The following is a 26,625-nucleotide window of genomic DNA, read 5'->3' on the forward strand; positions in this document are numbered from 1 at the left end:
GGCTCAAAATTTTTCAGAATAACTTTTCAACTTACACAGTTAGTGAGATACTACCTTTTAAAACCAAAATAGAACCAATTAAGTGGTTCTATTTTTTTATAATTTTTCAATCGGGTTATTTCTCGATCTAATGTCGTCTAGCATTCGCTTTTGCATGTCTTGCATTTGTTGAGGATTAGGAGCTTGTTGCTGACCGCCACCAGCATTTCCACGTTGTCCACCCCCCATTCGATTAGAATTTGCATTCATAAAACTGCTAGGATCTTGTTGGAATTTCTTTTGCAGAGCCAAAAATTTATCTTTTTTAATGCTAATATCTTGGCCCCGACTTTCGGGTGATTGTATGCCAGCAATTTTTTTACTTTCCATTAAGTCAAAACTATAATCACCTTTGCTGTCTTCTAGCTTTACAATTAATCCTGGCAAACCACCAAATTTGTACGGGCCATCTTGTAAAGGTACATCTGTTGTAAACCATGCATACCAAGTACGTCCACCGTAATCTTGTTCCGCTTTTTGAGTGTGGTAATTTCCAATTTTTACAGTTTCGGGTAAAATTTTCCATGCATTTGGGATTTGCTCTTCATAGACATATTGGTCGCGAGCAATTCGTTGTTTGAAATTAAGACTTTGTTTTGCTAAATCTTTTTCTACAATGTAATCAATAATCGAGCGTAAATCTTGTATTTGACTTCTATCAAAATTTTTAGTTTGGCGCATTCTAGCCATGATAGAATCTCGTTTTGCTTTATTTTCTGAATAAAAAACCGACTTTTGTCCATCGACATCTAGATAGACTTTTTCAATTTTCTTTTCAGTAACTTTTGTTGAATCTGGCGTCATCCTAGCTTGATAAACAAATCTTGTCGCTTGCGAAAACGCGAATTGCGAAATGATGACTCCAATTATTCCTAATATATATTTCATATTCAAATTTAGTGTTTAGAGTTTTTTTGACTTTAAAAGTTAAATTGCTTTAAAAAATAAATCTACTGATGTTAATTAAAGTTTAATAAAAATAAACCTTAATACTTACTAGTAATTCAAGCATTTAATAGGTTAAACTTTCATTAAAAGTTATTAATATATTCTTAAATTACTAAAATAGAATCTATCGATTTGAGATTGCGGAAATTAGTTTGTATTTTTGCACTATAAAAAATCATTCTAAATAAAAACAATGATAAAAGTTTCAGATCAGGCCAAAGCCAAAGCAGCTCAGTTAATGACTGAGGAAGGCTTCAATCCTGAGACAGATTATATAAGAGTAGGTGTAAAGAGTGGAGGTTGCTCCGGTCTTGAATACGTCTTGAAGTTTGACAACCAAAAAGGGGAAACCGATCAAATTTTTGAAGACAACGGTATAAAAGTAGTTGTAGAGAAAAAATCCATCCTTTATCTTGCCGGGACAACTTTAGAATATTCTGGCGGACTGAATGGTAAAGGTTTCGTATTTAACAATCCAAATGCCTCAAGAACTTGCGGCTGCGGCGAGAGTTTTTCTTTGTAAATTTTATTAAAAGATTATTTATTAGAGGATTAAAAAATTAAAATGACGCGAGAGTTTGAAAAATTTAAAGTTTACATTTTAACTATTGATCTAACGAAGAAAATATTTGATCTTTTAAATCAAAAAAAATTCAAGAAGGAATTTGAACTCTGCAATCAACTAAAAAGAGCCGTGCTTTCTATTTCCAATAACATTGCGGAAGGAAGTGAGTACAATAACAACGCTCAGCTTATAAGATTTTTGAGATATTCAAAAGGAAGTTGTGCAGAAGTGAGAAATATGTTGAATCTCTGTAATATGTTGTACGGTGAGGAAACAGAAAGTTTAATTAATGATTGTAAAGCCGTTTCGGTTCAATTATCAAAGTTTATCGATTATTTATCGAAAACAGATAACAGAAAGAAGAGCTAATTTTTTAATCATTTAATTTTTTAATAATTAATCTTAAATGTCAAAATACACAGAAGACGATCTGCGAGAAGATCTTAAAACCAAAGAATACGAAGCCGGTTTTTACACCGACATCGAATATGACGATTTTCCGACGGGTCTTAATGAAGATATTGTCCGAATGATTTCGGAAAAGAAGGAGGAGCCAGAGTGGATGACCAACTGGCGTTTGGACGCGTTCCGAATTTGGCAAAAAATGGAAGAGCCAGATTGGGCGAACATCAAATACGAAAAGCCAGATTTTCAGGCGATTCGTTATTATGCTGCTCCAAAAGTGAAACCAGAATTGGCAAGTTTAGATGAAGTGGATCCAGAACTTTTGAAAACCTTTGCAAAATTAGGTATCAACATCGAAGAGCAAAAACGTTTGGCTGGTGTTGCCGTGGATATCGTAATGGACTCAGTTTCCGTGAAAACGACATTCCAAGATACTTTAGCGGAAAAAGGAATTATTTTCTGCTCGATTTCTGAGGCAATTAAAAATCATCCAGATTTAGTTAAAAAACATTTGGGAACCGTTGTTCCGAGAGGTGATAACTTTTATTCAGCATTGAATTCGGCAGTGTTTTCTGACGGTTCGTTCTGCTATATTCCAAAAGGTGTGAAATGTCCAATGGAACTTTCTACCTATTTCCGTATCAACCAAGCTGGAACAGGACAGTTCGAAAGAACCCTTGTTATTGCTGATGCAGGAAGTTACGTTTCGTATTTGGAAGGTTGTACTGCGCCATCTCGTGACGAAAACCAATTGCACGCCGCCGTTGTGGAATTAATTGCAATGGACGATGCCGAAATCAAATATTCAACCGTACAAAACTGGTATCCAGGAGATGAAAACGGAAAAGGAGGTGTTTTCAACTTTGTAACAAAGCGAGGACTTTGCGAGAAAAATGCTAAAATCTCTTGGACGCAAGTCGAAACAGGTTCTGCCGTAACTTGGAAATATCCGTCTTGTATTTTGAAAGGCGACAATTCAATCGGAGAATTTTATTCGATTGCCGTTACCAACATGCACCAATATGCTGATACAGGAACGAAGATGATTCACATTGGTAAGAATACACGTTCAACGATTATTTCTAAAGGTATTTCTGCAGGAAAATCGAACAACTCCTACCGTGGATTGGTAAAAGTAATGCCGTCTGCAAAAGGAGCAAGAAATTTCTCTCAGTGTGACTCTTTACTGATGGGGAACGAATGTGGAGCACACACCTTTCCATACATCGAAATCAAAGACCCAAGCGCACAATTGGAGCACGAAGCAACGACATCTAAAATTGGTGAAGACCAAATTTTCTATTGCAACCAAAGAGGAATCGACACCGAAAGAGCAATTGCATTAATCGTAAACGGTTTCAGCAAAGAAGTTCTCAACAAACTCCCAATGGAATTCGCCATCGAAGCCCAAAAACTTCTGGAAATTTCGTTAGAGGGAAGTGTAGGATAATACGTTTTGTTTTGAGTTTAATGTATAAAGTTTAAAGTTGGGAAAAATCACAAGATTCGAAGATTTAGAAATTTGGATTGAAGCTCGCAGAATTTCAAAAAAACTTTATGACTTAATTCAAGCAAACGAAGAATTAAAAAGAGATCATAGATTCAAAAGTCAAATCTTAGCAGCGATTGGTTCAGTAATGGACAACGCAGCAGAGGGATTTGAAAGAGGAGGAACAAAAGAATTCAAACAATTTCTTTCGGTTGCGAAAGGTTCGGTTGGAGAAGTTCGCTCTCAAGTTTATAGAGCATATGATTTTGGATATTTCGACCAAGAAAATTTTGAATCTTTGCTTTTAGAATTGCAAAATTTAAGCGGAAAAATAAGCAACTTTATAACTTATCTTTCCAAAACAGAAATAAAAGGAAACAAGTATAAATAGTGTTTTTTGTTTAATGATAAAGGAAAATGGCTTTCAAATAACATAAGAACTTTAAACGTTCACAACCTTGAACTTTAAACATGAAATCTTAAACCTCAAACCTTAAACTTAAGACCTTCAAACATCAACAATGTTAGAAATTAAAAACTTACACGCCAGAATTGAAGATGGCGCAGAAATTTTAAAAGGAATCAATTTAGAGATAAAACCGGGTGAAGTTCACGCGATTATGGGACCAAACGGCGCTGGTAAATCTACGCTTTCATCGGTGATTGCTGGTAAGGAAGATTACGAAGTAACGGATGGCGAAATCCTTTTCGAAGGTGAAAATATCATCGAAGATGCTCCAGAAGAAAGAGCGCACAAAGGAATTTTCTTGTCGTTTCAGTATCCAGTGGAAATTCCGGGAGTTTCGGTAACGAACTTCATTAAAGCGGCGATGAACGAAAACCGCAAAGCAAACGGTCTTGAAGATATGCCAGCCAAAGAAATGTTGGGGTTGATTCGTGAGAAGTCTGAGCTCTTGGAAATTAAAAAAGATTTCCTTTCTCGTTCGTTAAACGAAGGTTTTTCGGGTGGTGAAAAGAAGAGAAACGAAATTTTCCAAATGATGATGCTGAATCCGAAATTAGCAATCTTGGACGAAACCGATTCAGGTTTGGATATCGACGCTTTGAGAATTGTTTCTGATGGTGTAAATAAATTCAGAAATGATGGAAACGCTGTGCTTTTAATTACGCACTACCAAAGACTTTTGAATCATATTCAACCCGATTTTGTTCACGTTTTAGCGGACGGAAAAATCATCAAAACAGGAGACAAATCTCTTGCATTAGAATTAGAAGAAAAAGGCTACGATTGGCTGCTTAAATAGTTTAAAGTTTGGTGTTCAACGTTTCTTTAGAAACACAACCTTAACCTTAAACCCTAAACTCAAAACAAAAAAATGGCTCTATTAGACCAAATTTTAGAAAATCATACTTCTTTTTTAGAAAGCTTGAAGCATCGTTTTCTCGATGACAAAAGAAAGGCGGCTTTGCAAAAGTTTGCTGAATTGGGCTTTCCAACAAAGAAAGACGAAGAATATAAATACACCAACCTTGCGGAAATTGTAAAAAAAGACTACAATTTTTTCCCAATCAATGAGCATCACATTACGAAAGAGCAAATTGATGCATTGCATTTGGGCGAGGAAAACTTCGATTACATCGTGTTTGTAAACGGAGAATTGCACAAAGAATTGTCGAAAATTTCGATTGCTAATATCGAAATGTTATCTTTCAATCATGCTTTGAATGATGAAAAACACAAAGCTGTTTTCGATAAATATTTCAATACAATTGCGTTGGAAAACAACACGTTTGTGGATTTGAATGATGCGTATTGCAAATTCGGATTTTTCCTTCACGTTCCAAAAAACACGGTGATTGAAAAACCAATTCATGTGTTCTATCTTTCTCAAAATCAACAAGAAAACACGTTTTACAATACACGTAACTTATTAATTGTTGAAGAAAATTCGAAAGTAGAAGTTATTGAAAGTCATCATAATTTTGATGAAAGTTTTACGTTCACCAATTCGGTGACGGAAATTTTCGTTTATCCAAATGCAAAAGCAGATTGGCATAAACTTCAAAACGATAGCGACACGTCGTATTTAATTGACAACACGTATGCTAAGCAAGAAAAAGATAGTTTAGCAACGGTAAACACCTTCTCTTTTGGAGGAAAATTGGTGCGAAATAACTTAGATTTTATTCAAAACGGAAGCAATATCAATTCGTTTATGAACGGAATTACGGTGATTGACAAAGACCAATTGGTGGATCATCACACGGCGGTACATCACAATCAACCGCATTGCGAGTCGTACCAAAACTATAAAGGAATTTTCGGTGGAAAATCTCATGGGGTTTTCAACGGGAAAGTTTTTGTAGATAAAATTGCTCAAAAAACCAATGCGTATCAACAAAACAACAATATTTTGCTTTCTGAAGGTTCGTCAATCGACACCAAACCTCAGTTGGAAATTTTCGCTGATGACGTGAAATGTTCGCACGGTTGTACGGTTGGACAATTGGATAAAGATGCGATGTTTTACCTTCGTGCACGAGGAATTTCGAAAAATGAAGCGCAAGCTTTGTTGCTTTACGCTTTCGCAAACGATGCCATGCAAAATATTGATATTGAGCTGCTAAAATTAAAAATTTCAAAACTCTTAGCCGAAAAATTAGGCGTAGATTTGATTATTGAAGAATAAAGAAGTAGGGCGTTAATCGCCCTATTTTTATTTAAATGCAAAATTTTAAAAAAGTAATTCCCAAAATATTATTATTCCTGTTCATCGCTGCGCAGGTTTATTTTATTGTGGCCATCATCAAAGAAAAAACTTTGAAACCTTGGTTTCTCATTGCTTTTTCGTTGATTGTTTTGGGAATGGCTTTGTCCTATCGAAAAAAACACCGTTTGCACATCGAGCATAAACACGAAGTACATTACGATTTGTTCGTTTGGTTTTTGATAGGAAGTTTTGCAACCTATTTTTTACAAACTACTGTTGGTTTAAACACCGTTTTTGCTGCAGGATTGGTAGGTTTTACAGGAAGTTTTACACGAAATATAGAATATCAAATGAAATCGGCGGCGCATTGGCCGATTGCCATCTATTGTGGCGCTTTCGTGGGTATGACGCAACTTCCGTACGGTTATATTTTTATATTTCTTTCAACGATTTTAACGGCGGTTTTTTATACGTTTTCGCATCATTATTTCCATGGAATTGGAGGAAAATTGGGAACTTTAGCTTTTATGGGCGTTTTGTACGCGTATGTCATCTATAAATTATTTTTGCCATGGTAGAAACGCTGATCATCAATATCGTTTTAGCCACTTCTGGCGCTTGGTTAACCTATCATTTAAACAAAAATTTAAAATTAGGTCCCGTTCGAGCGTCAGGGTTAATAGCCATGTTGGTTGGCGGATTTTACCAGTTCAATACGTGGTTTTGGCATTTTGATTTACCGAAAGATATTCCGTTCATCGTGATTGGATCAACTTTCATTGGGATGATTTCGTCAAGAAAACATTTTAAAAATTTCAATTTATTTATCGCTCCAATTATTTTCACTTTGATTTATCACAATATTTCCAAAGAATTTAAAGGTTTTGGTGGCGCGCTCGGAACAGCAGCTTGTATTTCTTTGGTTGTAACCATTTATTTACGATCACTTCGACCAATTAAAAAAATGATTCGACCGTTTAGAAAGGTGAAGGTGAATGCGATGAAGAAAATGAATAAAGGCGAGAAAAACATTTAGCACAAACAAAGTTTTTTTTACATTCGTGAAAATTTATAGGATGAATTACGATCAGCTGATGTTTAACATTAATGCTTATAAAGAGAACAATCAAATTTTGGATTTGGCTAAATTTCTTGTTTATGAATTTGAGCTCGATCATCCAAATTTAGAAGGTTTTGGTTTTCGCGACGAGTTAGAGAAAAACTCTATTTTGTTGACTGCAAATGGTGATATTGGTGAGCGTCAAATGGTTTTAATACCCCGAAATTTATTTGATTTTGAATTTAATTTAGTTATTAATATGATTGCTCACGAGATGTTGCACGTCCGACAAAAATCTCCTGAAATGATGCTGGAAGACAAAAACGAACGCGAATGGCAAGCTTACTACGAAATGTTATTCCATACCAATTTTCCCAATGTTCCCGATGTTAGTGATTATCACAAAAAATTCTTTGCAGAAAAAGCTTTAGAATATTATCGAAGAATGGGCGAAGGATCTGAACTTCAAGCTAAATATGCAGATCAAAAATTAAAAGTTTTGAGTTTAATTGATAATATTCAACATAATCAAGCATAAAAAAAGAGCGAAATTTTCGCTCTTTTTCATTTGGGGATCACAATTAATTTTTAATAAATTTTTCGCTAAAGACTGTATTACCAATATTAAATTTGATAATGTAAGTGTCAGGCAACAGATGACGGACATCTATTTCATTGTTTTGTGTTTTTAGAATTTGAGTGTTTGTTCCAGCGATATTGTATACTTCGATGTTAGAAATATTTTCATTTATTTTTTTACTAAATTTATCCGCCACGGGATTAAGATATATGAGATTTTGGATGTCGTAAGATTATTGGTAGTTCCTAAAGTTGCGTCATCTAGATAAACAGCACAACCATACGCAAATGCTGCCATTGTTGAGTTGATGAAGCCTCCAATATATTTTCCATCTGAAGAAATTATTGATGCAGTTCCTAAAGTTTGATCTGTTGCTGTCGAAAAATCGATTCCGTTAGAAGACAGAAAATCTGTTAAATACATGGTAGTATTTCTCATTGAAGGATGATAAATGACAGCTTTTCTGGAATTTCCGCTCATACTTGCGAAACCAAAAGCAACTCCAGTATTGGAGATGTCCATTAAAGAGCACGAAATAGAACCTGCAGGAATTATCTATTGATTGGAAATTATTATTGTTCAGATCGTAATAAAAAGCTTGGTTTTTATAATTTCCAACAATGATATTGTTCGCATTGATGCCGCCTGCCGCATTAAGAATGGCTGAAGGCCTTGGCGAAAATTCGTTAACCTGCATATCATTAACATTAAGATAGACAGGCGTTCTTTTTGTACCAAGTCCCGTAAAGGTCAGCGCAGCCTACGACAATTCCGTTATCGTTAACGTTATAAGCGGCATAATGCTCATAATCGCCACCGATCACGCGTTTCATTTCCATTGTTTCGGTGTTGAAAACAAACATTCCGTATTGTTCTGTTCCAATTGACATTTGCCCAACAACCCATTTTCCGTTTGGCGAAATTTTGTAAGTTGTAAATTGAGATTGACTTGGGACAGACTCCGAAAACCCAGGAATTGCTTGCCAATTGCTAGATTTTTTAAAATTTGGTTGAAAAATATAATTGACTTCATCCTAAAAAGTAGCGCCTGCATATTGTCCGTTATCGTTGACTGATGCAAGAGCTCCAACTTGTGATTCGGCAGCGGTAAGCGTATTTGTAGCAAAATTATAATATCTTAAACCCATAACACCTTGACCGTTTTTATTAATGCCGTAAATAGCAGTCCCAAATGTTTGATTAAGAAAGTTAAACTTCTTTTGCGAAAATAAAAATGTAATGGATAATAAACTAATTGCAACGCCTAAGTAGATTTTTTTCATGATTTTTATTAAATATCTGATGCTCAAAAATACTAAGCGCCTTTTTTTATTAAAAAATTAAGTGTTTTAAAATTCATGAATCTTGATATTTTAATTAGTGTAAATATCAATAGGAGAGTTGTTTATGCTGTTTTCGTTGCTTTGGATTATTTATGATGTCTTTTAAAAATTCATTCATTTTAAAACTAAAATTTAAAAAAGACAAAAAAAAATGATGCCAGATTTGACATCACTTTATATTTAAAATAGATTGTAAGCAAATTTATACCTACTCAAAATTTTGTAACTCAACCAATTTTCTGTAGACACCATTTTTTTCCATAAGATCATGATGGCTGCCTTGTTCGACGATTTCACCTTTTTCCATCACAACAATATGATTAGCTTTTTGGATGGTTGATAATCTGTGAGCAATAACAAGCGAAGTTCTGTTTTCCATCATTTTTTCTAAAGCATCTTGTACAAAACGTTCAGACTCTGTATCTAACGCAGAAGTTGCCTCGTCCAAAATCATAATTGGAGGATTCTTGAGAACAGCTCTCGCAATTGAAACACGTTGTTTTTGTCCGCCAGAAAGTTTGTTACCATCGTCGCCGATATTGGTGTTGTAACCTACAGGAAGACTTTCGATAAAGTTGTGGGCGTTAGCAATTTTCGCAGCTTCGATAATTTCTTCGCGAGTTGCATTCTCTTTACCCATCGCAATATTGTTATAAACTGTGTCGTTAAACAAAACCGACTCCTGTGTAACCATTCCTAAAATCGAACGGTATTGTTTTAAGTTTAAGTTTTTAATATTAACGCCATCAATGTTAATACTGCCTTCTGACACGTCATAGAAACGCGTTAGCAAGTTTGCGATCGTTGTTTTTCCGCTTCCACTTTGTCCAACAAGAGCGACAGTTTGTCCTTTTTTAATTTCTAAATTAAAATTCTTTAGAATTAAATGTTCTTGATTGTAATAGAAACCAACGTTTTCAAAAGTGATTTTGTCTTTTAGCTCAAAAATTGGCACAGGATTCGGAATTTCATCAACTTTAACATCAGCGTCCAAAATATCCATCACACGAACCAAAGATCCTTCACCTTTTTGTACATTAGAAATCGAAGAAGAAAGACTTTTGATAGGCGGTAAAATTTGGAAGAAAATACCTAAAAATACCAAGAAATCTTCTGGACGAATACTTTGGTTAACGATAATCTCTTTACCGCCATACCAAGTAATCATTAAAAAAGTTAACGCACCCAAAAACTCGCTGGTTGGTGATGCTAATTCTTTTTTGCGACCAAGACTTACAGAATTATTAATCCATTTTGTCATCGAACCAGAAAAGCGATTACTTAGTAATTTATCAGCATTAAAGATTTTAATGATTTTGGAAGATTTTAAGGTTTCATCAACGATCGAGAAGATGTTTCCTAATTCGTTTTGAGCTTCGTGAGAATCTTTTTTAAGACTTTTCCCAATTAAAGAAATAAGAGTTCCCATAATTGGTAAAACGATTAAACTGAATAAAGTTAATTGTGGACTTAGATAAAATAAAGTCACCAAAGTGCTGATTAACATGAACGGCGAATTGATTAAATCCACCAAACTTCCTAAAATATTGTTCTCGACTTCGCCAACATCGTTCGACATTCTGGACATCAAATCACCTTTTCTTTGTTCTGTAAAGAAAGAAACGGGTAAGGCTAAAATCTTATTATACATCGCACTTCGCAAATCTTTTGTCACGCCAACACGATAGAAAATAAGTAAATAAGCGCCCAGATAACGGAAAATATTACGAAGTAAAAACATGAATCCAGTTATCAAACAAAGCCAAGCCAAAACGGTTAAAGCACCTTTTTCGTTAACTTGAGATTGAATATAATAATAAGAATATTCTTTTAGATAATTAAAATAATGCGAAATGTGCCCATCATATATTGGTTCTACAAGTTGGTCTTCCATTTTTATAGTTCCGAACAACATGCCTAACACTGGCAAAATTGTCCCTAACGATGCTATCTGGAATAGTGAATATAAAACATTGAAAAATAAACTAGCGTAGATATATTTTTGGTGTGGAGCAGCAAATCGTAGAATTCTTCTATATAAATTCATTGAAAATTTATTAAGCTACAAATGTAATGCATTTCCGTAACAACATAAAAAAAACAGCTCCTTAATAAGAAGCTGTTTAAACTCAAAAAAATCGTTGTGTGATTTATCGAAGACGGTCGACAGATTTTACGAGCCTCTCGTCGCGACGGATATACAAATTACTCATGAGTAAAAAGATAATCGCCAACAACGGGAAAATTGGCTCAATACCCTTCTCAGGAAAACTAATTCCTCCGGATAAACTTAGTAACCAATACCCCAACAAACCGATCAACAAAGCGTTTATAACCATACTGATGTTGTTCAGTAGAATTTGTCTTTTTCTATTTTTGAAACTAAAAATACTTAGCAAGCCCAAAAGTACTAGGACAATACATGCAATAAGCATTACCGGTAAACTTTCTACAATGACAACATCTTGCGAAGTCAAAAATAAAAAGACTGCTGATAATACAGCAAAGAACATGGTAACGGACTGTATTCTTTGGATCATAAAATTTTAGTATCTTCTTTATCTTTAAAAGATTAGGCAAATTTAAAATAATTTTTGCGTATTTCAAAAATTAATGTAGATTTGCATAGTAATCACTCAGAAAATAATTAAGCCGCCTGGTTTAACTTTCTTACTTACAAAGTTTTAAAATACAATTTTTTACAACATTTATGTTTAACATTGATACGCTGAAGTCAAAGTCGCTCGACGAATTGACTCAAATTTCAAAAGATTTAGGCGTTAAAATCAGTAGAAAACCCGAACACGAACAAGTGGTTTTTGCGATTTTAGATTATCAGTCAACGCATCAAACCGAAATAAAATCCTACTTAGAAGCCAACAACCAACTTATGAAGGAAGTGGAAATTAAAGAAGAAGCAACAGAACAAAAAGCAACACCAGCCAAAAAACCTGGTAGAAAGCCAAAAGCTAAGCCAGAGCCAGTTGCTACAGAAACTGCCCCAGTCGAAGAAGCAAAAGTTGAAGAACAACCGGTTGCTGCTCCAGTAGCAGAAACGCCAACAGTAGAAGCAACTTCGGAACAGGAAGCAGACAAAACAACTAAGAGACCTCGCAAGAGACTTCCAAAAACGGAAGAACCAAAAGCTGAAGAAGCTAACAATGCAGAAACGCAGCCCGAGAGCACAACAAACACTACACCAATAGAAGCTGTCGCTCCCAAACCACAACAAACGCAAAAGCCGCAACACCAAAACAGGAATTCTCAAGGTCAACAAAACCAAAATCGCGGTAACCAACAACACAATCACAACAACAATCCGAATAAAGAACAACAATCTCAGCAGGAAGAAGTGCCAGCTAAGAAAGAATTTAACTTTGATGGACTTGTAACCATCGAAGGCGTTTTGGAGATTCTTCCAGACAACTACGGATTCTTACGTTCTTCGGATTTTAGTTATATTTCTTCGCCGGACGACGTTTATGTATCGACAGCGCAAATCAGAAACTATGGTCTTAAAACGGGAGACACTGTTAAAGGTATCGTGAGACTTCCAAAAGAAGGTGAGAAATATTTCTCTTTACAAAAGCCAACAGAAGTTAACGGTAGAGATTTAGAATTTATCAAAGATCGTGTAGCTTTTGAATATTTGACACCGCTTTTCCCACAAGAAAAATTTAATCTTGCTGGGCGTAATTCAACATTATCAACAAGAATCGTAGATCTTTTTGCACCGATTGGTAAAGGTCAACGTGCGATGATTGTGGCGCAACCAAAAACTGGTAAAACGATTTTATTAAAAGATATCGCCAACGCTATTTCTGCAAACCATCCAGAAGCCTATATGATGGTACTTTTGATCGACGAGCGTCCAGAGGAAGTTACCGATATGCAAAGAAGTGTGAATGCCGAAGTTATCGCTTCGACTTTTGATGAAGCTGCAGAAAAGCATGTTAAAGTAGCCAACCTTGTTTTGTCAAAAGCACAAAGAATGGTAGAATGTGGTCACGATGTTGTGATTTTATTAGATTCTATCACGCGTTTGGCAAGAGCTTACAACACAGTTACACCAGCATCTGGGAAAATCCTTTCTGGTGGTGTTGATGCCAATGCACTCCACAAGCCAAAACGTTTCTTCGGGGCAGCTCGTAAGATTGAAGGAGGTGGATCTTTGACGATCATCGCAACTGCGCTTATCGACACTGGATCAAAAATGGATGAAGTGATCTTTGAAGAATTCAAAGGGACAGGTAATATGGAATTGCAATTGGACAGAAAAATTGCTAACAAACGTATTTATCCAGCAGTAGATTTGGTATCTTCGAGTACACGTCGTGACGATTTGCTTCAAGATGAGGTAACACAGCAACGTATGTGGATTATGAGAAAATACCTTTCTGATATGAATCCTGTGGAAGCGATGGACTTTGTGATGAAGAATATCAAGAATACACGTAACAACGAAGAATTCTTAATGTCGATGAACAAATAAGATTTTTCTTTAAATATTAAAAAACAGCTTTATGAAAATGAAGCTGTTTTTTTATGTTTAATTTTTTTAATTGGCTTAAAACAAGCAACGCACTTACCTTTTTTTAAACTTAAACTTTATCGTATTTCTTGATGCTGTTTGGGTTAAAAATAATTTGTCATGAAATTGTATTATAGCCTTTGAAAATTTGCTTAAATTTACATTCGTATAAAAATTACAAACAATGCAAAACATTCCTAGTGTTGACTTGCGTGATTTCCTATCGGATGATCCGATACGTAAACAAAAATTTGTAAATGAAATCGGAAAAGCCTACGAAGACATCGGCTTTGTAGCACTTAAAGGTCACTTTCTTGATGACCAATTGGTTGAAAATCTGTACTCAGAAGTACGCAACTTTTTCAGCCTTCCATTAGAAACAAAAGCTAAATACGAGATTCCAGGTATTGGAGGACAACGTGGCTATGTTTCTTTTGGTAAAGAATCTGCAAAAGGTCGTACAACTGGCGATCTTAAGGAGTTTTGGCATTTTGGACAATACGTCGAAAACAATCCCAAACTAGAAGCTGAATATCCTAAAAATGTGATGGTTGATGAGTTACCAAAATTCAATGAAGTTGGTAAAGAAGCTTATCAAAAATTAGAAAAGACGGGTATTTATGTGTTGCGCGCTTTGGCAATTTACTTAGGTTTGGACGAGTTTTATTTTGATGATTATATCAAAAACGGAAATTCAATCCTACGTCCGATCCATTATCCACCAATCCAAGATGAGCCAAAAGATGCTGTGAGAGCAGCTGCGCACGGTGACATCAACTTGATTACGTTATTGATGGGTGCACAAGGTAAGGGACTTCAGGTTCAGAACCATCAAGGTGAATGGATTGATGCGATTGCACAAGATGACGAATTGGTAATTAACGTTGGCGATATGTTGTCTAGACATTCTAACAACAAACTGAAATCTACCATTCATCAAGTTGTAAATCCGCCAAGAGAATTGTGGGGAACCTCTCGTTTTTCGATTCCGTTCTTTATGCATCCAATCAGCGAAATGCCATTAAATGTTCTCGAAAACACAATTGATGACGAACATCCAAAAGCTTTCGATGACATCACAGCAGGTGAGTTCTTAACAGAAAGATTAATAGAATTAGGTTTAATAAAAAAATAAAACCATTCTTTCAAAAATAGAAAAGTCAGCAAAATTGCTGACTTTTTTCTTATCTAAATTTTTAGTTTAAACTTAAGCTTTCACGCCATTAACAAAGACTTCGTAGCTAACTTCAACATTAGGTTCCAGAGTTTTGGACACCGAACAATATTTTTCAAATGAAAGTTCTGCCGCTTTTTGAGCTTTTTTAGGATCGATTTCCCCTCCTAGTTTAAAAATCACTTTAATGTGTTTAAAAGGTTTTGCGTCGTCAACTTGCACACGCTCACCTTCAACTTCCGCTTTGAAATCCGTAATCGTTTGTCTTTGCTTTTTGAGAATCGAAACAACATCAATTCCGCTGCATCCTGCAACTGCCATCAAAACTGTTTCCATTGGCGAAACACCTGTTGCACCTTCTTTTGACGTGTTATCAATTAAAATCGAATGTCCGTTTTGGTTACTACATTCGAACAAATAATCGTCGTTGATTCTATTAAGTTGTATTTTCATTTTTAAAATTTTATTGTATTACTAAGTGTGTCAATTCGAGTGGTTTTTCGAGGCGAAGCAAGAAAAATTGTATCGAGAATCCTGATGTAAAATTATAAAATTCCGCGCGCTTTTATCTCCAAATATTTATTGATAACATCAATGTTGAGATTCTCCGGAAGTGTATAAACAGAGTAGATTCCGTATTTTTTTAATTCTTGAATAATCAATTTTTTCTCGAACTCAAATTTCTCAGCGATAATCTCATCATAGATTTCTTGGATACTTTCAGGATTGGTTTTTAACAAGGCATTAATCTCAGCGTTTTTAAAAAACACAACCACCAATAAATGGTTTTTAGCAATGCCTCTTAAATATTTAATTTGGCGATTTAGAGCATCCAAAGTTTCGAAATTTGTGAATAACAATACTAAACTTCGTTGGTTGAGACTAAATTTCACGTCTTGATAAAGTCGGTTGTAATCGCTCTCGAAAAAATTAGTTTGGATGTTGTACAAAGCCTCTGAAATCTTGCGAAGTTGTCCAGATTTATTATCAACAGGCACTCGATTTTCCATCTTTTTGGAGAAAGCCATCATGCCTGCGCGATCGCCTTTTTTAAGAATAATGTGTGACAAAGCCATCGTGGCGTTGATAGAATAATCCAAAAGACTCAACCCATTGAAGGGCATTTTCATCGTGCGACCTTTATCGATGAGCATGACAATACGTTGTGATTTTTCGTCTTGATATTGATTAATCATCAGTCGATTGGTCTTGGAAGTCGCTTTCCAGTTGATGCTTCGGATGTCGTCGCCTTGGACATATTCACGGATTTGCTCAAATTCCATGGTGTGTCCTAGCTTACGAATTTTTTTAATGCCTCCAAGTTGAAATTCATTTTGAAGCGCCATCAATTCATATTTTCTTAAATGAATAAATGACGGATAGCTCGGTAACAACGCATCTTTTTGAAACTGAAAACGTTTAGCAACAAAACCAATCGGTGAATTTGCATAGACATTTAAGCTCCCAAAACTATATTCACCGCGTTCTTTCGGTTCCAAAATATATTGCATAGAAATTTCCGACTTGGCTTCCAACTGTTTCTGAATAAAAAAATCTCTTTTCTGGAATTGAAACGGAATTTCATCAATAATTTTAATCCTAGTTTTGAAAGGATAATTACTTTTAACATCGATTCTAACTGGATTTTGGTCGCCGTTCGATAATTTTTCAGGCAATATCCGTTGCGCTTTTATCGCATCTCTTACCTTAAATAAAATATGATAATCAACGAAAGCTAGAATTAAAATCAAAATTAAAACAACATGTGCCAGCCAAATCAATATCGGAAAAAAGAAAGCCAACACGTAGATAATGCCCGCTAGTATTAGCGCGAAGAATAATCTGTTGTTGAGGTAAAGTGCTTTCATAATTTTTTAAAAATCTAACGTGGAATCTCAATTGATTCTAAAATTTGGCGGATAATTTCGTCGTCAGTTAGACCTTCCATTTCGCGTTCTGGTGCGACAATTACTCTGTGTCTTAGGACTGCAAGTGCGGCTTCTTTAATGTCGTCTGGCGTTACAAAATCACGACCACGAATTGCGGCAAAAGCTTTACTCGCTGTTAACAAAGCCAAACTTGCTCTAGGCGAAGCACCAAGATATAAGAATTGGTTTTCTCTTGTATTAACAATAATCTTAGCGATATATTCAATCAGTTTTTCTTCAACAACAACATCTTTTACAAGATTTTGATAAGTCTTTAATTGTTGTCCAGTTACGACTTTGTTAACCACATCGGTTTTGTCGTCAAGCTTGTTGTGATGTTGGTTTTTAATGATTTCAATTTCTTGGTTAAGATCAGGATAACCTACTTCAACTTTAAAAAGAAAACGGTCAAGTTGTGCTTCTGGAAGGCGATAGGTTCCTTCGTGCTCGATTGGGTTTTGAGTGGCGATAACCAAGAATGGTTCTTCCATTGGGTAAGTTACGCCGTCCATTGTAATTTGACGTTCTTCCATCACCTCAAACAACGCCGATTGCGTCTTTGCAGGCGAACGATTAATTTCATCAATCAAAATGAAGTTTGAGAAAATTGGACCTTTTTTAAAATTAAAATCAGATTCTTTAACATTAAAAACCGATGTTCCCAAAATATCTGACGGCATCAAATCTGGCGTAAACTGGATTCTGCTAAAATCAACATCAATCGTTTTGGCCAAAAGTTTTGATGTAATAGTCTTAGCAACACCAGGAACACCTTCTATCAACACGTGTCCGTTGGATAAAAGCGCCGCCAAAAGATGTTCGATCATTTTGTCTTGACCCACGATGACTTTAGAAATCTCTTGTTTTATTTGGTGTAAGCTGTTGCTCAGTTCAGACATATCGATTCTTGACTGGAAGTCGCTATTTGGTTGATCTTGTTGTTCCATAATTGTTAATTTTCAAAATCTATTTTAAAATGTCATCGAGAAGACTATTCATTTTAATAAAATCCTCTTTCATAACAATAGAATAAGGATCTTGCGCTTTCCTGATTAAAGATACAGCTTCTTGAATAGTTTCTATTTTGACACCCGTTTTTAAGTTTAATTTTTTAATAAAATCCTCGTCCAAATTAGAAGTGTCAATTAACAAATCCAATCTAATTTTGTGTAAAAAGTATTGCGCTTTTTTCGCCATCATATCATGGAAGTTGCCTTCTTGTAGGTATAAATTTCCGATGCTTTTTACAAATTCTAACGACGTATTTTTTAATGGTTCTACAATTGGAACGATGCGCTGTTTTCGTTTAACATTAAAAATCATAAACAAAGCCAATCCTAAAACTGCGATATATAAAGCATAACGCAATGGTGGATTTGCAAGGATAAAACGCATCGGCGACTGCGAATTGCCCGCAGATTTACTTTCTGTAAACCAAATTGTTTTCTGTTGAGGTAGGAACGAAAATAACTTGGTAGGATAAGCAGACCGCGATTTTAAAAGATAATAATTGGAAATAGCACTCGGTTCCGAATACAAATAAAAATAACCTTGACCATGTTTAACCTTAATAAAATTGGTGTTTTTGTATTCGTCGTTTCCGAAACCTGAAGTTTTATTATAACCTAAAATCTCAATGCTTTTATTAATCTTCGTAAAACCGCGACTGTCAGGCAGTCGGTTGATAAGTAAAGTGTCTGTTTTTAGTTTGACCTCAGTAAATTCTAGATTGTATTTTGTGTCCGAATTGTTAATCCAAAGTCTAAACTTCAGGCTGTCTTCCAACATTTCGGGAAGAGATCTAGAAATCAACATGGCGCTAGAACCAGTATTAACTTTATCAAGGATTTTTCTCCAAGATTCGGTGTCGAGATTTTTTTCAATGATTAAAATATTGTGTTTCGGCGTCTCTTTTTCTTTAGAATAATAATCGTAAGGCGATTGGTTAATGCGCTCTAGATTATTCCCAAAAAGATGATCGGCTTCTTTATTAAAAACGAAAAGTCCGAAAGGCGTTTTTGAGTTAGGATCAAAATTTTTGCGCCAATCTACAATTAGTTTTTTATTGACTTGGAAAATTCCCATTATTGCTAAAATAACGAGAAAAACACCAAGATATATTTTGAAATTTTTACTCATTATTTAAAGTTATTAAAATAGGATTTGAAGGACTCATAACGCGATTGGTCAAGCTCTATCTCGCCATACCAAACGTTTTCGAAAATGTTTGTCAGTCTATTAAACTGTGTTTTTTGATCATCGTTTTTAAGTTCTCGACTGTAGTCACGATTGGTTTTTTCAATATTCCAGTCAATTAATTTTCGATCAGAAAGTTTTTTTAATAATGATAAAAACTGATAACGCGTTGCCATACGATAATTGGATTTTGCTTCGTATTCGGCAATCGTATTTTCAAAATTGATTTCGTGGATATTTTCTTTAAGATCTTCCGTTGTGATTTTTATTTTTTTATTCTTTTTACTAAAGAAAATACTGCCGTCTTTCAAAAAGAATTTTGTGATGATGAAATAAAGTAAAAAACCGACCAACAAAATGACAAAAAACTTAATGATAATATCCGTGTATTTGAAAGTGTTTGGTGTATCGATATTTCCAAATAGTGCATTTAGAACCTTATCTAACCATTTTGAAAACTTTGCAAAAATAGATTCTCGCGGTTTTGTTAAGCGATAATCGAAATCTTCACCTTGATATTTTTTGTAATAATTGGGACTAAATTTTCTCGTCGTTACAGTGTTGTCTGTCTGGTAGTTAGTTTTTAAAATAGAATCGGTTTCGGCAAGAGTTTCGATAGCTGTTACTGCTGTCGATTTTGGCGGAACCACAACATCATAATCTTGTCCAAAAATAGGGACAAAAATATACATTAATATGATGACTAAAAACTTACGCATCTGTTTGATTACCAATAGTATCGATTTCATGAATGTCAAGATCGCGGTGTAGATCCTGTCGACTGTCATAATACATAAAACCTGCATTAACTGCCATTAGGTTATACACAATAGAACTGACCAAAATAGAAACGCCGTAGCTTACAAAAAAAATAACGCCCATTACGCCGGAGAAAATAGTACTTGGATCATTAATTTGGTCATAATTTGGGTTAAGACTCATGTTCCCGATCATCATAAAATACGGAATTATCGAGAATGCCATACTCACAATGTAGATGATAACACCAAGAACTAATGTTGATCCCCAATACTTCCAGAATTTTGTTTTTTGAGTATTAAACATATCTCCGAAAACGGTTCTAGCAGCATTGCTGAGCGCATCGAAGTATGTTTTGTTAGTACTCATATAATCGTACAAGGTTAGATAAAGTACGTTGTAAAATGCTGGCGCTAATAATATTAATAATAAAAAACCTACTAGAATTACAATTAAAAAAGAGGAAATAGCCAACATAACCATCATAACTGGAGCGACAATAAAGCACGTTGCTAAACAGAATATGAAAAATTTCCCGATATTTTTTTTCATATCAGAAAGCAGCTCGTCGGTTGTGATTTTGGTTTGATGTTCGCCGATGCGCTTCATGTAGAAAATAGGAAATGTGTATACAACAGTAGAAATAACAAAAAGCAAAATAAAAGCAATAATGCCCACCAATACAAGAATTGGCCAATTGTTACTAAAATAACTTTCGAACATATAGCTTTGTCCACCAGCATTAGCAACGAAAATTTGCATAAAAAACTCGCGATAGAAAAATATCGTTAACAATGTCATTATTATCAATAACGCACCATTGATGATGAAGTAACTTTTAAAATAATCTTTTCCATAAATTCGGAAAAAATTAAATGTGTCACTTACCAAATTACCGAAGTTTCGCTCCTGAAAAATCTGCATGTTTTGTGTGTTTTTTATAAAGCATTCTTGGATATATACCATAGTAGAATCCAATTATTGATAGACAAATAATGATAATAGCCAAGTTAGCCCAAAGTGGCATAACCTGCGCATGTCTTGTAACATAGCCTTCGATAACGCCAGCAATTATTGTAAACGGAACGGTACTTAGAAAAAGTTTCATACTTGTTTTGAATCCGATTTTGAAAGACTCGAATCTCGAATAGGTTTTCGGAAATAGTATTGATGCTCCCAAAATAAGTCCTGCGGCGGCCTCGATAACCATTGCTATAATCTCAAACGTCCCGTGTAACCAAATGCCTTTAGCACTTTCTAGTAGTACACTTTGGTCTTTGAAAAAATATTGAAAAGCTCCTAGCATAACACTATTTTGGAACAATGCGTAGATGGTTCCAACTCCTCCGAATATACCGTAGATGTAGAGTCTCGCACCAACATATAAATTATTAAGGATTATGACGAAAGAAGTGCCCCAAGTAGAACCTGTCCCATAGATGGCGGTTGGGTCGCCTTTTTTTATGTTTTCTAAAGTTTGGTTGATGTAATCGTCCCCCAAAATAAGTCTTGCAAAATCTTTATCATAGATGGATGACAAAACGCCAATACTTGTAAATGCTACAAAAAAACAAATCGCATAGAGTAGATATCTTCGGTATTGGTAAGCGATTAGTGGGACTTCTTGTAGAAAAAATGACTTGAAGCGATTTTCTTCAACACGTTTTGTCTTATATATTTTTTGGAAAACTTGCGAAGACAAAAAATTGAGATAGATTGTTGTCTTACTTTTTGGGTAATAAGTTTGTGCGTATGAGAGATCGTTGACAATACTTATGTATAAAGATGACAAGTCATCGGGATTTTTTTTAATTTTTCCCTGAATGACTTGGTCGATTTCCAACCATTTTTCTTTATTTTGTTTAATGAAAGCGATTTCTCTCATGATTTTGCTAATGTAACAAAAAAATGAATCAAATAGGCATCAATACATCTCAAAATGTAAACATTAATTTTAAAATTGCTAGTGTTGGCGAAAGATTTTTTGCCTTCATTATTGATATTTTGATAAAAGCAGCTTACGGATTTGCAGTTTTTTGGATTCTTTTTGATGTTCTGGGTATTGGCGGATTAATGCAAGGTTGGGATAGTTGGTCTATCGGTGCTTTTTTATCAATCTTTTATTTACCAGTCATCTTGTACACTTTTGTTTTGGAAAGCCTTTTTGAAGGGCAAACGCCAGGTAAAAGATTATTAAAAATTAGGATTGTAAAAATAGACGGTTATCAGGCTACATTTGGCGATTATCTTATGCGATGGTTCATGCGACTTATTGATGTTTATTCTAATTTTGGTGTTGTCGGTTTGATAAGTATGGTGTCTTCAAAATACAACCAAAGATTGGGAGATGTTGCTTCGGGTTGTGCTGTTATTTCTTTAAAAAGTGAATTTAATATTTCGCATACAATTTTGGAGGAGCTTAAAGAAGATTATGTGCCTATTTTTCCACAGGTTATTTTGCTAAATGATAACGATATGCGAATCATCAAAGAAAATTATGAGCGCGCAATAAAATCAAAAGATAACATTATCATTAAAAAATTAGCAGATAAAATAAAACAAACGATAAAACTTGATACTACCAATTTTTCATATTCTGATCTTGAATTCATCAATATAGTAATAAAGGATTATAATTTTTATACTGGAAGAAATTCTTAAAATTAAGGCTTTAACTTTTACTAATGCAGATGCTGCATCGGCAAGTTCTAAGACAATTGCGACACTTAATAATAGTCAGCTTGGTGCAATGGCTAATGCAATGTTAGACGCATCTCACAGCAAAAAGCAGGAGTCGGAAGCGGATAACTATTCTTACGATTTTATGAAGGCGAATGGCTACGATGTTGTTGGGGCGTATAGAGCTTTTAAAAAACTAGCCTTGTTATCTGAGGATGGTGGTGCAAAACAGAGTGGTTTTCAAAAGATGTTCAACTCGCATCCTGATAGTAATAAGCGTGCTGAAGCAATCAAAAAAAGAGCTAAGAAAGATGGTCTTTGGAAAGATACAGGAACTGTAACTTTGCTTACAACTAAACTTACGAAATAATCTTTATTAAAATAAAAAAAAGCCGCAAATTGTTTGCGGCTTTTTTTTATAATTTTTAAAAAGAAATTAAGAATACATTTGGTCTCTTAGTTCTTTTATTTTTTTATCTTCAAGATATTCGTCGTAAGACATATCGCGGTCAATAACACCTTTTGGCGTTAACTCAATAATACGATTACAAACAGTTTGTAACATTTCGTGGTCATGAGAAGACAAAAGAATGTTTCCTTTGAAGTTGCTCAAAGAGTTGTTCAATGTCGTGATACTTTCTAGATCTAAGTGGTTGGTTGGTTCATCCATTACAAGAACATTGGCTTTTTTAAGCATCATTCTAGAGAACATACAACGCATTTTTTCACCTCCTGAAAGTACTTGGCTAGATTTAAGCGCTTCATCACCTGAGAATAACATTCTACCTAAGAAACCTCTCACATATTCTTCGTGTCTTTCTTCATCGGTTAAAACAAATTGACGTAACCAATCTACAAGATTAATTTCTTCTTGGAAAAAAGAAGAGTTGTCAAGAGGCATATAACTTTGAGTTGTTGTAACACCCCATTGGTAATTTCCTTTGTCTGCTTCTACGTTTCCTGTAATAATTTGGAAGAATTCAGTAATTGCTAAAGAGTTTCTGGAAATGATCGCAACTTTATCATTTTTCTTAAGGTTGATATCAACGTTAGAGAATAATAATTCGCCATCCTTTGTTTTTTCTAAACCTTTAACTTCTAAAATTTGATCACCAACTTCTCTTTCTTGGTCAAAAATAATGGCAGGATAACGACGAGAAGATGGTTTAATATCTTCGATGTTTAACTTGTCAATCATTTTTTTACGAGCAGTTGCTTGTTTTGCTTTCGCAACGTTAGAACTAAATCTCGCAATAAAGTCTTGTAATTCCTTTTTCTTTTCTTCCGCCTTCTTGTTAGCTTGAGCTCTTTGTCTTGTCGCTAATTGTGAAGCTTGGTACCAGAATGTGTAGTTACCAGTATATAAGTTAAGTTTAGAATAATCTAAATCGCCGATGTGCGTACATACCGCATCTAAGAAGTGACGGTCGTGCGATACAACAATAACTGTGTTCTCGTAACCACCTAAGAAATCTTCTAACCAAGCGATTGTATCGATATCCAAGTCGTTGGTAGGCTCATCCAAGATCAAAACATCTGGGTTTCCAAATAAAGCTTGAGCAAGTAACACTCTTACTTTATCCTTGTTTTCAAGTTCTGACATCATTTGATAATGCATATCATCTTTAATGCCTACGTTAGATAACATCGTTTGTGCGTCAGACTCAGCATTCCATCCCCCCATTTCGTCGTAGATAACACCAAGCTCTCCAGCTTTAATACCGTCTTCGTCAGAGAAATCCTCTTTAGCGTACAAAGCGTCCATCTCCTCTTTTATCTCAAATAATTTTTTGTTGCCACGAAGAACCGCTTCTAATACGGTGAAATTATCGAATGCAAAATGATCCTGCTCAAGAACTGACATTCTTTTGCCTGGTTCCAAAGAGACATTACCAGTCGTTGCTTCTTGTTTTCCACTTAATATTTTAAGGAAGGTTGACTTACCAGCACCATTGGCACCAATGATACCGTAGCAATTCCCTTTTGTAAATTTTATATTGACTTCATCAAAAAGTACTCTTTTTCCGAACTGTAATGATAAATTAGATACTGTTAACATAGAGTTTTGTAAATTTGTGCAAATTTACGAAAATAAGTTGGTATAATAAACTGTATCTACTTATACTATATATACACATATGAAAATCCAAAGAACTGTTAATATTCTTAATAAACGAGCGCGATTCGAATACGAAATTCTAGACGAATACGAGGCTGGTCTTGTCTTGACTGGTACTGAAATTAAATCACTTCGGTCTTCTAAAGCATCTATATCAGAGAGTTTTTGTGAATTTACAGATGGCGACCTCTATGTTATTAATATGCAGATAGATGAGTATAAATTGGGGACTTTTTATAATCATAAAGCGAGAAGGGCACGAAAGTTGCTACTGCATAAATACGAATTGCAAAAACTTAAAAAAAAGTTAAAGGATATTGGCAATACTATAATACCTTTAAAATTATATATTAATGATAAAGGAAAGGCTAAACTTCTTATTGCATCGGCTAGAGGGAAAAAACTTTATGATAAAAGAGAGGCTATAAAAGACAGAGAGAATAAAGTTAACCTTCAAAGACTATTAAAGAAAAGTTAAAAAAACTTTGTTTTTAAAGAAAAATTATATTTATTTTGCATTATCAATTATTTAATCATTTAATTCTATGAAAAATCTAAAATTAGGAATTTCAGCATTGGCACTTACAGTTGCCTCTACTGTTTTCGCTCAGACGACTTCTAACCCTTGGGTTATCGGAGTTGGTATGCACGGAGTGAACCACGTAGCGCAAAGAAGCCAGTTCAGTGGGACTTTCTCTGCATGGAACGTTAAAGAAAATTTATTAGGAGTTTCTAAATACTCTATTACTCCACCTTTATCAAAATTAACTGTTGCTAGAAACTTAAACAAATATTTGGTTTTAGACTGGCAAACGACAGTTGGGAATGTTGATAACAAAAGATTTGGTCTTGATAAAGAATTCTTCTTACAAACAGGTCTTGGTCTTCAATTTAAATTCAACGGTCTTTGGAATGAAGATTCTTGGTTTGATCCTTACTTAAGAGTTGGTGCTAACTACCTAAGACATGATTACACAGGTGTGAATTTCCCTATTACTGATGCTAAAGTAAGAGGTGGGGGTACTTATACAGCATTTGATGGTGATGGAGGAACTGGTAAAGCTAATCACTTTACTGTAGCAACAGGTGCAGGTTTAAACCTTTGGGTTACTAAAAACTTCGGTTTAGGTGTTCAAGGTGATTATGTTTCAACTCCAGTTGATAAATCTAATATCGCTAATTTCTGGCAAGCATCTGCTTCATTATTATTCAGATTTGGTAATACTGACAGAGATAAAGATGGTATCCCAGATAAAGAAGATAGATGTCCTGATACTTTTGGTTTAGCAGAATTCCAAGGTTGTCCTGATACAGACGGAGATGGTATTCCTGATATCGATGATCAATGTCCAGATGTTGCTGGTCCAAAAGAAAACAACGGTTGTCCTTGGCCAGATACTGATGGTGATGGTGTATTAGACAAAGATGATCAATGTCCTACAGTAGCAGGTCCAGCTGAAAACAACGGTTGTCCTTGGCCAGATACCGACGGTGATGGTGTGTTAGATAAAGACGATGCTTGTCCTACTGTATTCGGTCTTAAAGAGTACAACGGATGTCCTAAGCCTGCTGATGCATACGCAACAGAAGCTACAGGAGCACTTCAAGGTATCTTATTTGACTTCAACAAGTCTTCTATCAAGGCAGAATCTAATCCAAAATTAGATCAAGCGTCTACAATTATCAAAGGTTCTAAGGATGGTTTATTCTTAGTTGAAGGTCAAACAGATAAAAAAGGTTCAGAAGCTTACAACTTAAAACTTTCAAGAGAAAGAGCTGCGTCAGTAGTAAGAGCTCTTGAAGCTAGAGGAGTTAGCGGAGATCAATTGAAATCTATTGGTGTAGGTGAGCAAAAAGCTACAGTTGATGAAAAAGCTTCTGATGCTGAAAGAGCTATCGATAGAAAAGTAGTTGTAACTGCTGTTAATAGAGAGGCTTGGCAGTCAATGCAGAAGTCAGATCTTCCAATAGTTCAGAAAAAAGTAGTTAAAAAAGCTCCAGCTAAGAAAAAAGCTCCAGCTAAAAAGAAAAAATAATTAACTTATTTTTCTAAATATAACACCCTCAATTGAGGGTGTTTTTTTGTTCAAAAATTTTTATAATTCACGAATTGAAAGTATTTTTGTAGAATAAATTAC

Annotated in this window: 29 protein-coding genes and 1 pseudogene; 15 read left to right on the forward strand and 15 right to left on the reverse strand. The window is 34.9% G+C overall.

Features of this window, described 5'->3' with window-relative positions; all coding sequences use genetic code 11:
- Positions 1-96: 96 nt before the first annotated feature.
- Entirely contained in the window at positions 97-927 is an 831-nt protein-coding gene (locus RT037_RS07045; protein WP_313029361.1) for a GLPGLI family protein, read from the reverse strand.
- Positions 928-1,180: 253 nt separating this feature from the next.
- Between RT037_RS07045 and RT037_RS07050 the strand changes: the two genes are divergently transcribed.
- From RT037_RS07050 to RT037_RS07090, 9 genes are all read left to right on the forward strand, one after another.
- Positions 1,181-1,510: an iron-sulfur cluster assembly accessory protein gene (locus RT037_RS07050; protein WP_312324228.1), complete on the forward strand. Its 330-nt coding sequence runs from the start codon at positions 1,181-1,183 to the stop codon at positions 1,508-1,510.
- 42 nt (positions 1,511-1,552) lie between these two features.
- Positions 1,553-1,921: a four helix bundle protein gene (locus RT037_RS07055; protein WP_312324227.1), complete on the forward strand. Its 369-nt coding sequence runs from the start codon at positions 1,553-1,555 to the stop codon at positions 1,919-1,921.
- A 37-nt stretch (positions 1,922-1,958) separates the two neighbouring features.
- A complete protein-coding gene (sufB, locus tag RT037_RS07060; RefSeq protein ID WP_312324226.1) occupies positions 1,959-3,407 on the forward strand; it encodes a Fe-S cluster assembly protein SufB in 1,449 nt (482 codons plus the stop codon).
- Positions 3,408-3,444: 37 nt separating this feature from the next.
- The gene (locus RT037_RS07065; RefSeq protein WP_313029365.1) at positions 3,445-3,837 is read left to right on the forward strand and encodes a four helix bundle protein; all 393 of its coding nucleotides are present in this window, start codon (positions 3,445-3,447) and stop codon (positions 3,835-3,837) included.
- Positions 3,838-3,967: 130 nt separating this feature from the next.
- Complete coding sequence (gene sufC / locus RT037_RS07070) at positions 3,968-4,711, forward strand: Fe-S cluster assembly ATPase SufC (protein WP_313029366.1); 744 nt, start codon at positions 3,968-3,970, stop codon at positions 4,709-4,711.
- Between the two features lie 72 nt (positions 4,712-4,783).
- On the forward strand, positions 4,784-6,097 hold the full coding sequence (gene sufD / locus RT037_RS07075; protein ID WP_313029370.1) for a Fe-S cluster assembly protein SufD: 1,314 nt from the start codon (positions 4,784-4,786) through the stop codon (positions 6,095-6,097).
- A 35-nt stretch (positions 6,098-6,132) separates the two neighbouring features.
- On the forward strand, positions 6,133-6,696 hold the full coding sequence (locus tag RT037_RS07080; protein ID WP_312324146.1) for a hypothetical protein: 564 nt from the start codon (positions 6,133-6,135) through the stop codon (positions 6,694-6,696).
- Positions 6,690-7,154, forward strand: a complete 465-nt coding sequence (locus RT037_RS07085) for a hypothetical protein (protein WP_312324145.1) — start codon at positions 6,690-6,692, stop codon at positions 7,152-7,154. Before RT037_RS07080 ends, RT037_RS07085 begins: the two co-directional genes overlap by 7 nt.
- Positions 7,155-7,194: 40 nt before the next feature.
- Entirely contained in the window at positions 7,195-7,716 is a 522-nt protein-coding gene (locus RT037_RS07090; RefSeq protein WP_079667685.1) for a hypothetical protein, read from the forward strand.
- A gap of 43 nt (positions 7,717-7,759) precedes the next feature.
- Here the strand turns inward: RT037_RS07090 and RT037_RS13855 are convergent, their stop codons facing one another.
- The 6 genes from RT037_RS13855 to RT037_RS07115 form a co-directional block, all read right to left on the reverse strand.
- Positions 7,760-7,954 carry a T9SS type A sorting domain-containing protein gene (locus RT037_RS13855; protein WP_374329719.1) on the reverse strand — a complete coding sequence of 65 codons (195 nt, stop codon included), beginning with the start codon at positions 7,952-7,954 and terminating at the stop codon, positions 7,760-7,762.
- The gene (locus tag RT037_RS07095; RefSeq protein ID WP_313029376.1) at positions 7,927-8,280 is read right to left on the reverse strand and encodes a hypothetical protein; all 354 of its coding nucleotides are present in this window, start codon (positions 8,278-8,280) and stop codon (positions 7,927-7,929) included. The genes RT037_RS13855 and RT037_RS07095 overlap by 28 nt, the downstream gene beginning before the upstream one ends.
- A gap of 185 nt (positions 8,281-8,465) precedes the next feature.
- A complete protein-coding gene (locus RT037_RS07100) occupies positions 8,466-8,648 on the reverse strand; it encodes a hypothetical protein (RefSeq protein WP_312324141.1) in 183 nt (60 codons plus the stop codon).
- Between the two features lie 144 nt (positions 8,649-8,792).
- Entirely contained in the window at positions 8,793-9,041 is a 249-nt protein-coding gene (locus RT037_RS07105) for a hypothetical protein (RefSeq protein WP_313029381.1), read from the reverse strand.
- A gap of 268 nt (positions 9,042-9,309) precedes the next feature.
- Positions 9,310-11,148, reverse strand: coding sequence for an ABC transporter ATP-binding protein (locus RT037_RS07110; RefSeq protein WP_313029384.1), 1,839 nt, complete (start codon positions 11,146-11,148; stop codon positions 9,310-9,312).
- 103 nt (positions 11,149-11,251) lie between these two features.
- The gene (locus RT037_RS07115) at positions 11,252-11,641 is read right to left on the reverse strand and encodes a DUF4293 family protein (protein ID WP_312322723.1); all 390 of its coding nucleotides are present in this window, start codon (positions 11,639-11,641) and stop codon (positions 11,252-11,254) included.
- Positions 11,642-11,811: 170 nt separating this feature from the next.
- On the opposite strand from RT037_RS07115, the gene rho reads away from it, so the two are divergent.
- Both rho and RT037_RS07125 read left to right on the forward strand, forming a co-directional pair.
- On the forward strand, positions 11,812-13,593 hold the full coding sequence (rho, locus tag RT037_RS07120) for a transcription termination factor Rho (RefSeq protein ID WP_312322722.1): 1,782 nt from the start codon (positions 11,812-11,814) through the stop codon (positions 13,591-13,593).
- Positions 13,594-13,816: 223 nt separating this feature from the next.
- On the forward strand, positions 13,817-14,767 hold the full coding sequence (locus RT037_RS07125) for an isopenicillin N synthase family dioxygenase (RefSeq protein ID WP_312322720.1): 951 nt from the start codon (positions 13,817-13,819) through the stop codon (positions 14,765-14,767).
- Between the two features lie 72 nt (positions 14,768-14,839).
- On the opposite strand, the gene RT037_RS07130 is transcribed toward RT037_RS07125, so the two are convergent.
- From RT037_RS07130 to RT037_RS07160, 7 genes are all read right to left on the reverse strand, one after another.
- On the reverse strand, positions 14,840-15,259 hold the full coding sequence (locus RT037_RS07130; RefSeq protein WP_312322719.1) for an OsmC family protein: 420 nt from the start codon (positions 15,257-15,259) through the stop codon (positions 14,840-14,842).
- A 92-nt stretch (positions 15,260-15,351) separates the two neighbouring features.
- On the reverse strand, positions 15,352-16,674 hold the full coding sequence (locus tag RT037_RS07135; protein ID WP_313029391.1) for a DUF58 domain-containing protein: 1,323 nt from the start codon (positions 16,672-16,674) through the stop codon (positions 15,352-15,354).
- 14 nt (positions 16,675-16,688) lie between these two features.
- Positions 16,689-17,681: a MoxR family ATPase gene (locus RT037_RS07140; protein ID WP_312322717.1), complete on the reverse strand. Its 993-nt coding sequence runs from the start codon at positions 17,679-17,681 to the stop codon at positions 16,689-16,691.
- 19 nt (positions 17,682-17,700) lie between these two features.
- On the reverse strand, positions 17,701-18,873 hold the full coding sequence (locus RT037_RS07145; RefSeq protein WP_313029398.1) for a hypothetical protein: 1,173 nt from the start codon (positions 18,871-18,873) through the stop codon (positions 17,701-17,703).
- A complete protein-coding gene (locus RT037_RS07150) occupies positions 18,873-19,679 on the reverse strand; it encodes a DUF4129 domain-containing protein (protein WP_313029401.1) in 807 nt (268 codons plus the stop codon). The genes RT037_RS07145 and RT037_RS07150 overlap by 1 nt, the downstream gene beginning before the upstream one ends.
- The gene (locus tag RT037_RS07155) at positions 19,642-20,613 is read right to left on the reverse strand and encodes a DUF4013 domain-containing protein (RefSeq protein WP_313029405.1); all 972 of its coding nucleotides are present in this window, start codon (positions 20,611-20,613) and stop codon (positions 19,642-19,644) included. The genes RT037_RS07150 and RT037_RS07155 overlap by 38 nt, the downstream gene beginning before the upstream one ends.
- Entirely contained in the window at positions 20,582-21,574 is a 993-nt protein-coding gene (locus RT037_RS07160) for a stage II sporulation protein M (RefSeq protein WP_312321987.1), read from the reverse strand. The genes RT037_RS07155 and RT037_RS07160 overlap by 32 nt, the downstream gene beginning before the upstream one ends.
- 23 nt (positions 21,575-21,597) lie before the next feature.
- Here RT037_RS07160 and RT037_RS07165 point away from each other — a divergent pair, with 23 nt between their 5' ends.
- Together RT037_RS07165 and RT037_RS07170 are read left to right on the forward strand one after the other, a co-directional pair.
- Positions 21,598-22,350, forward strand: coding sequence for an RDD family protein (locus tag RT037_RS07165; protein WP_312321988.1), 753 nt, complete (start codon positions 21,598-21,600; stop codon positions 22,348-22,350).
- A gap of 28 nt (positions 22,351-22,378) precedes the next feature.
- A pseudogene (locus RT037_RS07170) lies at positions 22,379-22,738 on the forward strand (M48 family metalloprotease); the annotation flags it as partial.
- Between the two features lie 66 nt (positions 22,739-22,804).
- Here the strand turns inward: RT037_RS07170 and RT037_RS07175 are convergent.
- Positions 22,805-24,427, reverse strand: a complete 1,623-nt coding sequence (locus tag RT037_RS07175; RefSeq protein WP_079667668.1) for an ABC-F family ATP-binding cassette domain-containing protein — start codon at positions 24,425-24,427, stop codon at positions 22,805-22,807.
- Positions 24,428-24,506: 79 nt separating this feature from the next.
- Between RT037_RS07175 and smpB the strand changes: the two genes are divergently transcribed.
- Positions 24,507-24,965: an SsrA-binding protein SmpB gene (gene smpB / locus RT037_RS07180; protein WP_312321989.1), complete on the forward strand. Its 459-nt coding sequence runs from the start codon at positions 24,507-24,509 to the stop codon at positions 24,963-24,965.
- Positions 24,966-25,032: 67 nt separating this feature from the next.
- Positions 25,033-26,523: an OmpA family protein gene (locus RT037_RS07185; RefSeq protein ID WP_312321990.1), complete on the forward strand. Its 1,491-nt coding sequence runs from the start codon at positions 25,033-25,035 to the stop codon at positions 26,521-26,523.
- Positions 26,524-26,625: the final 102 nt, after the last annotated feature.

Origin of the sequence: Soonwooa sp. (assembly GCF_032062245.1) — a bacterium.
Classification (GTDB): Bacteria; Bacteroidota; Bacteroidia; order Flavobacteriales; family Weeksellaceae; genus Soonwooa.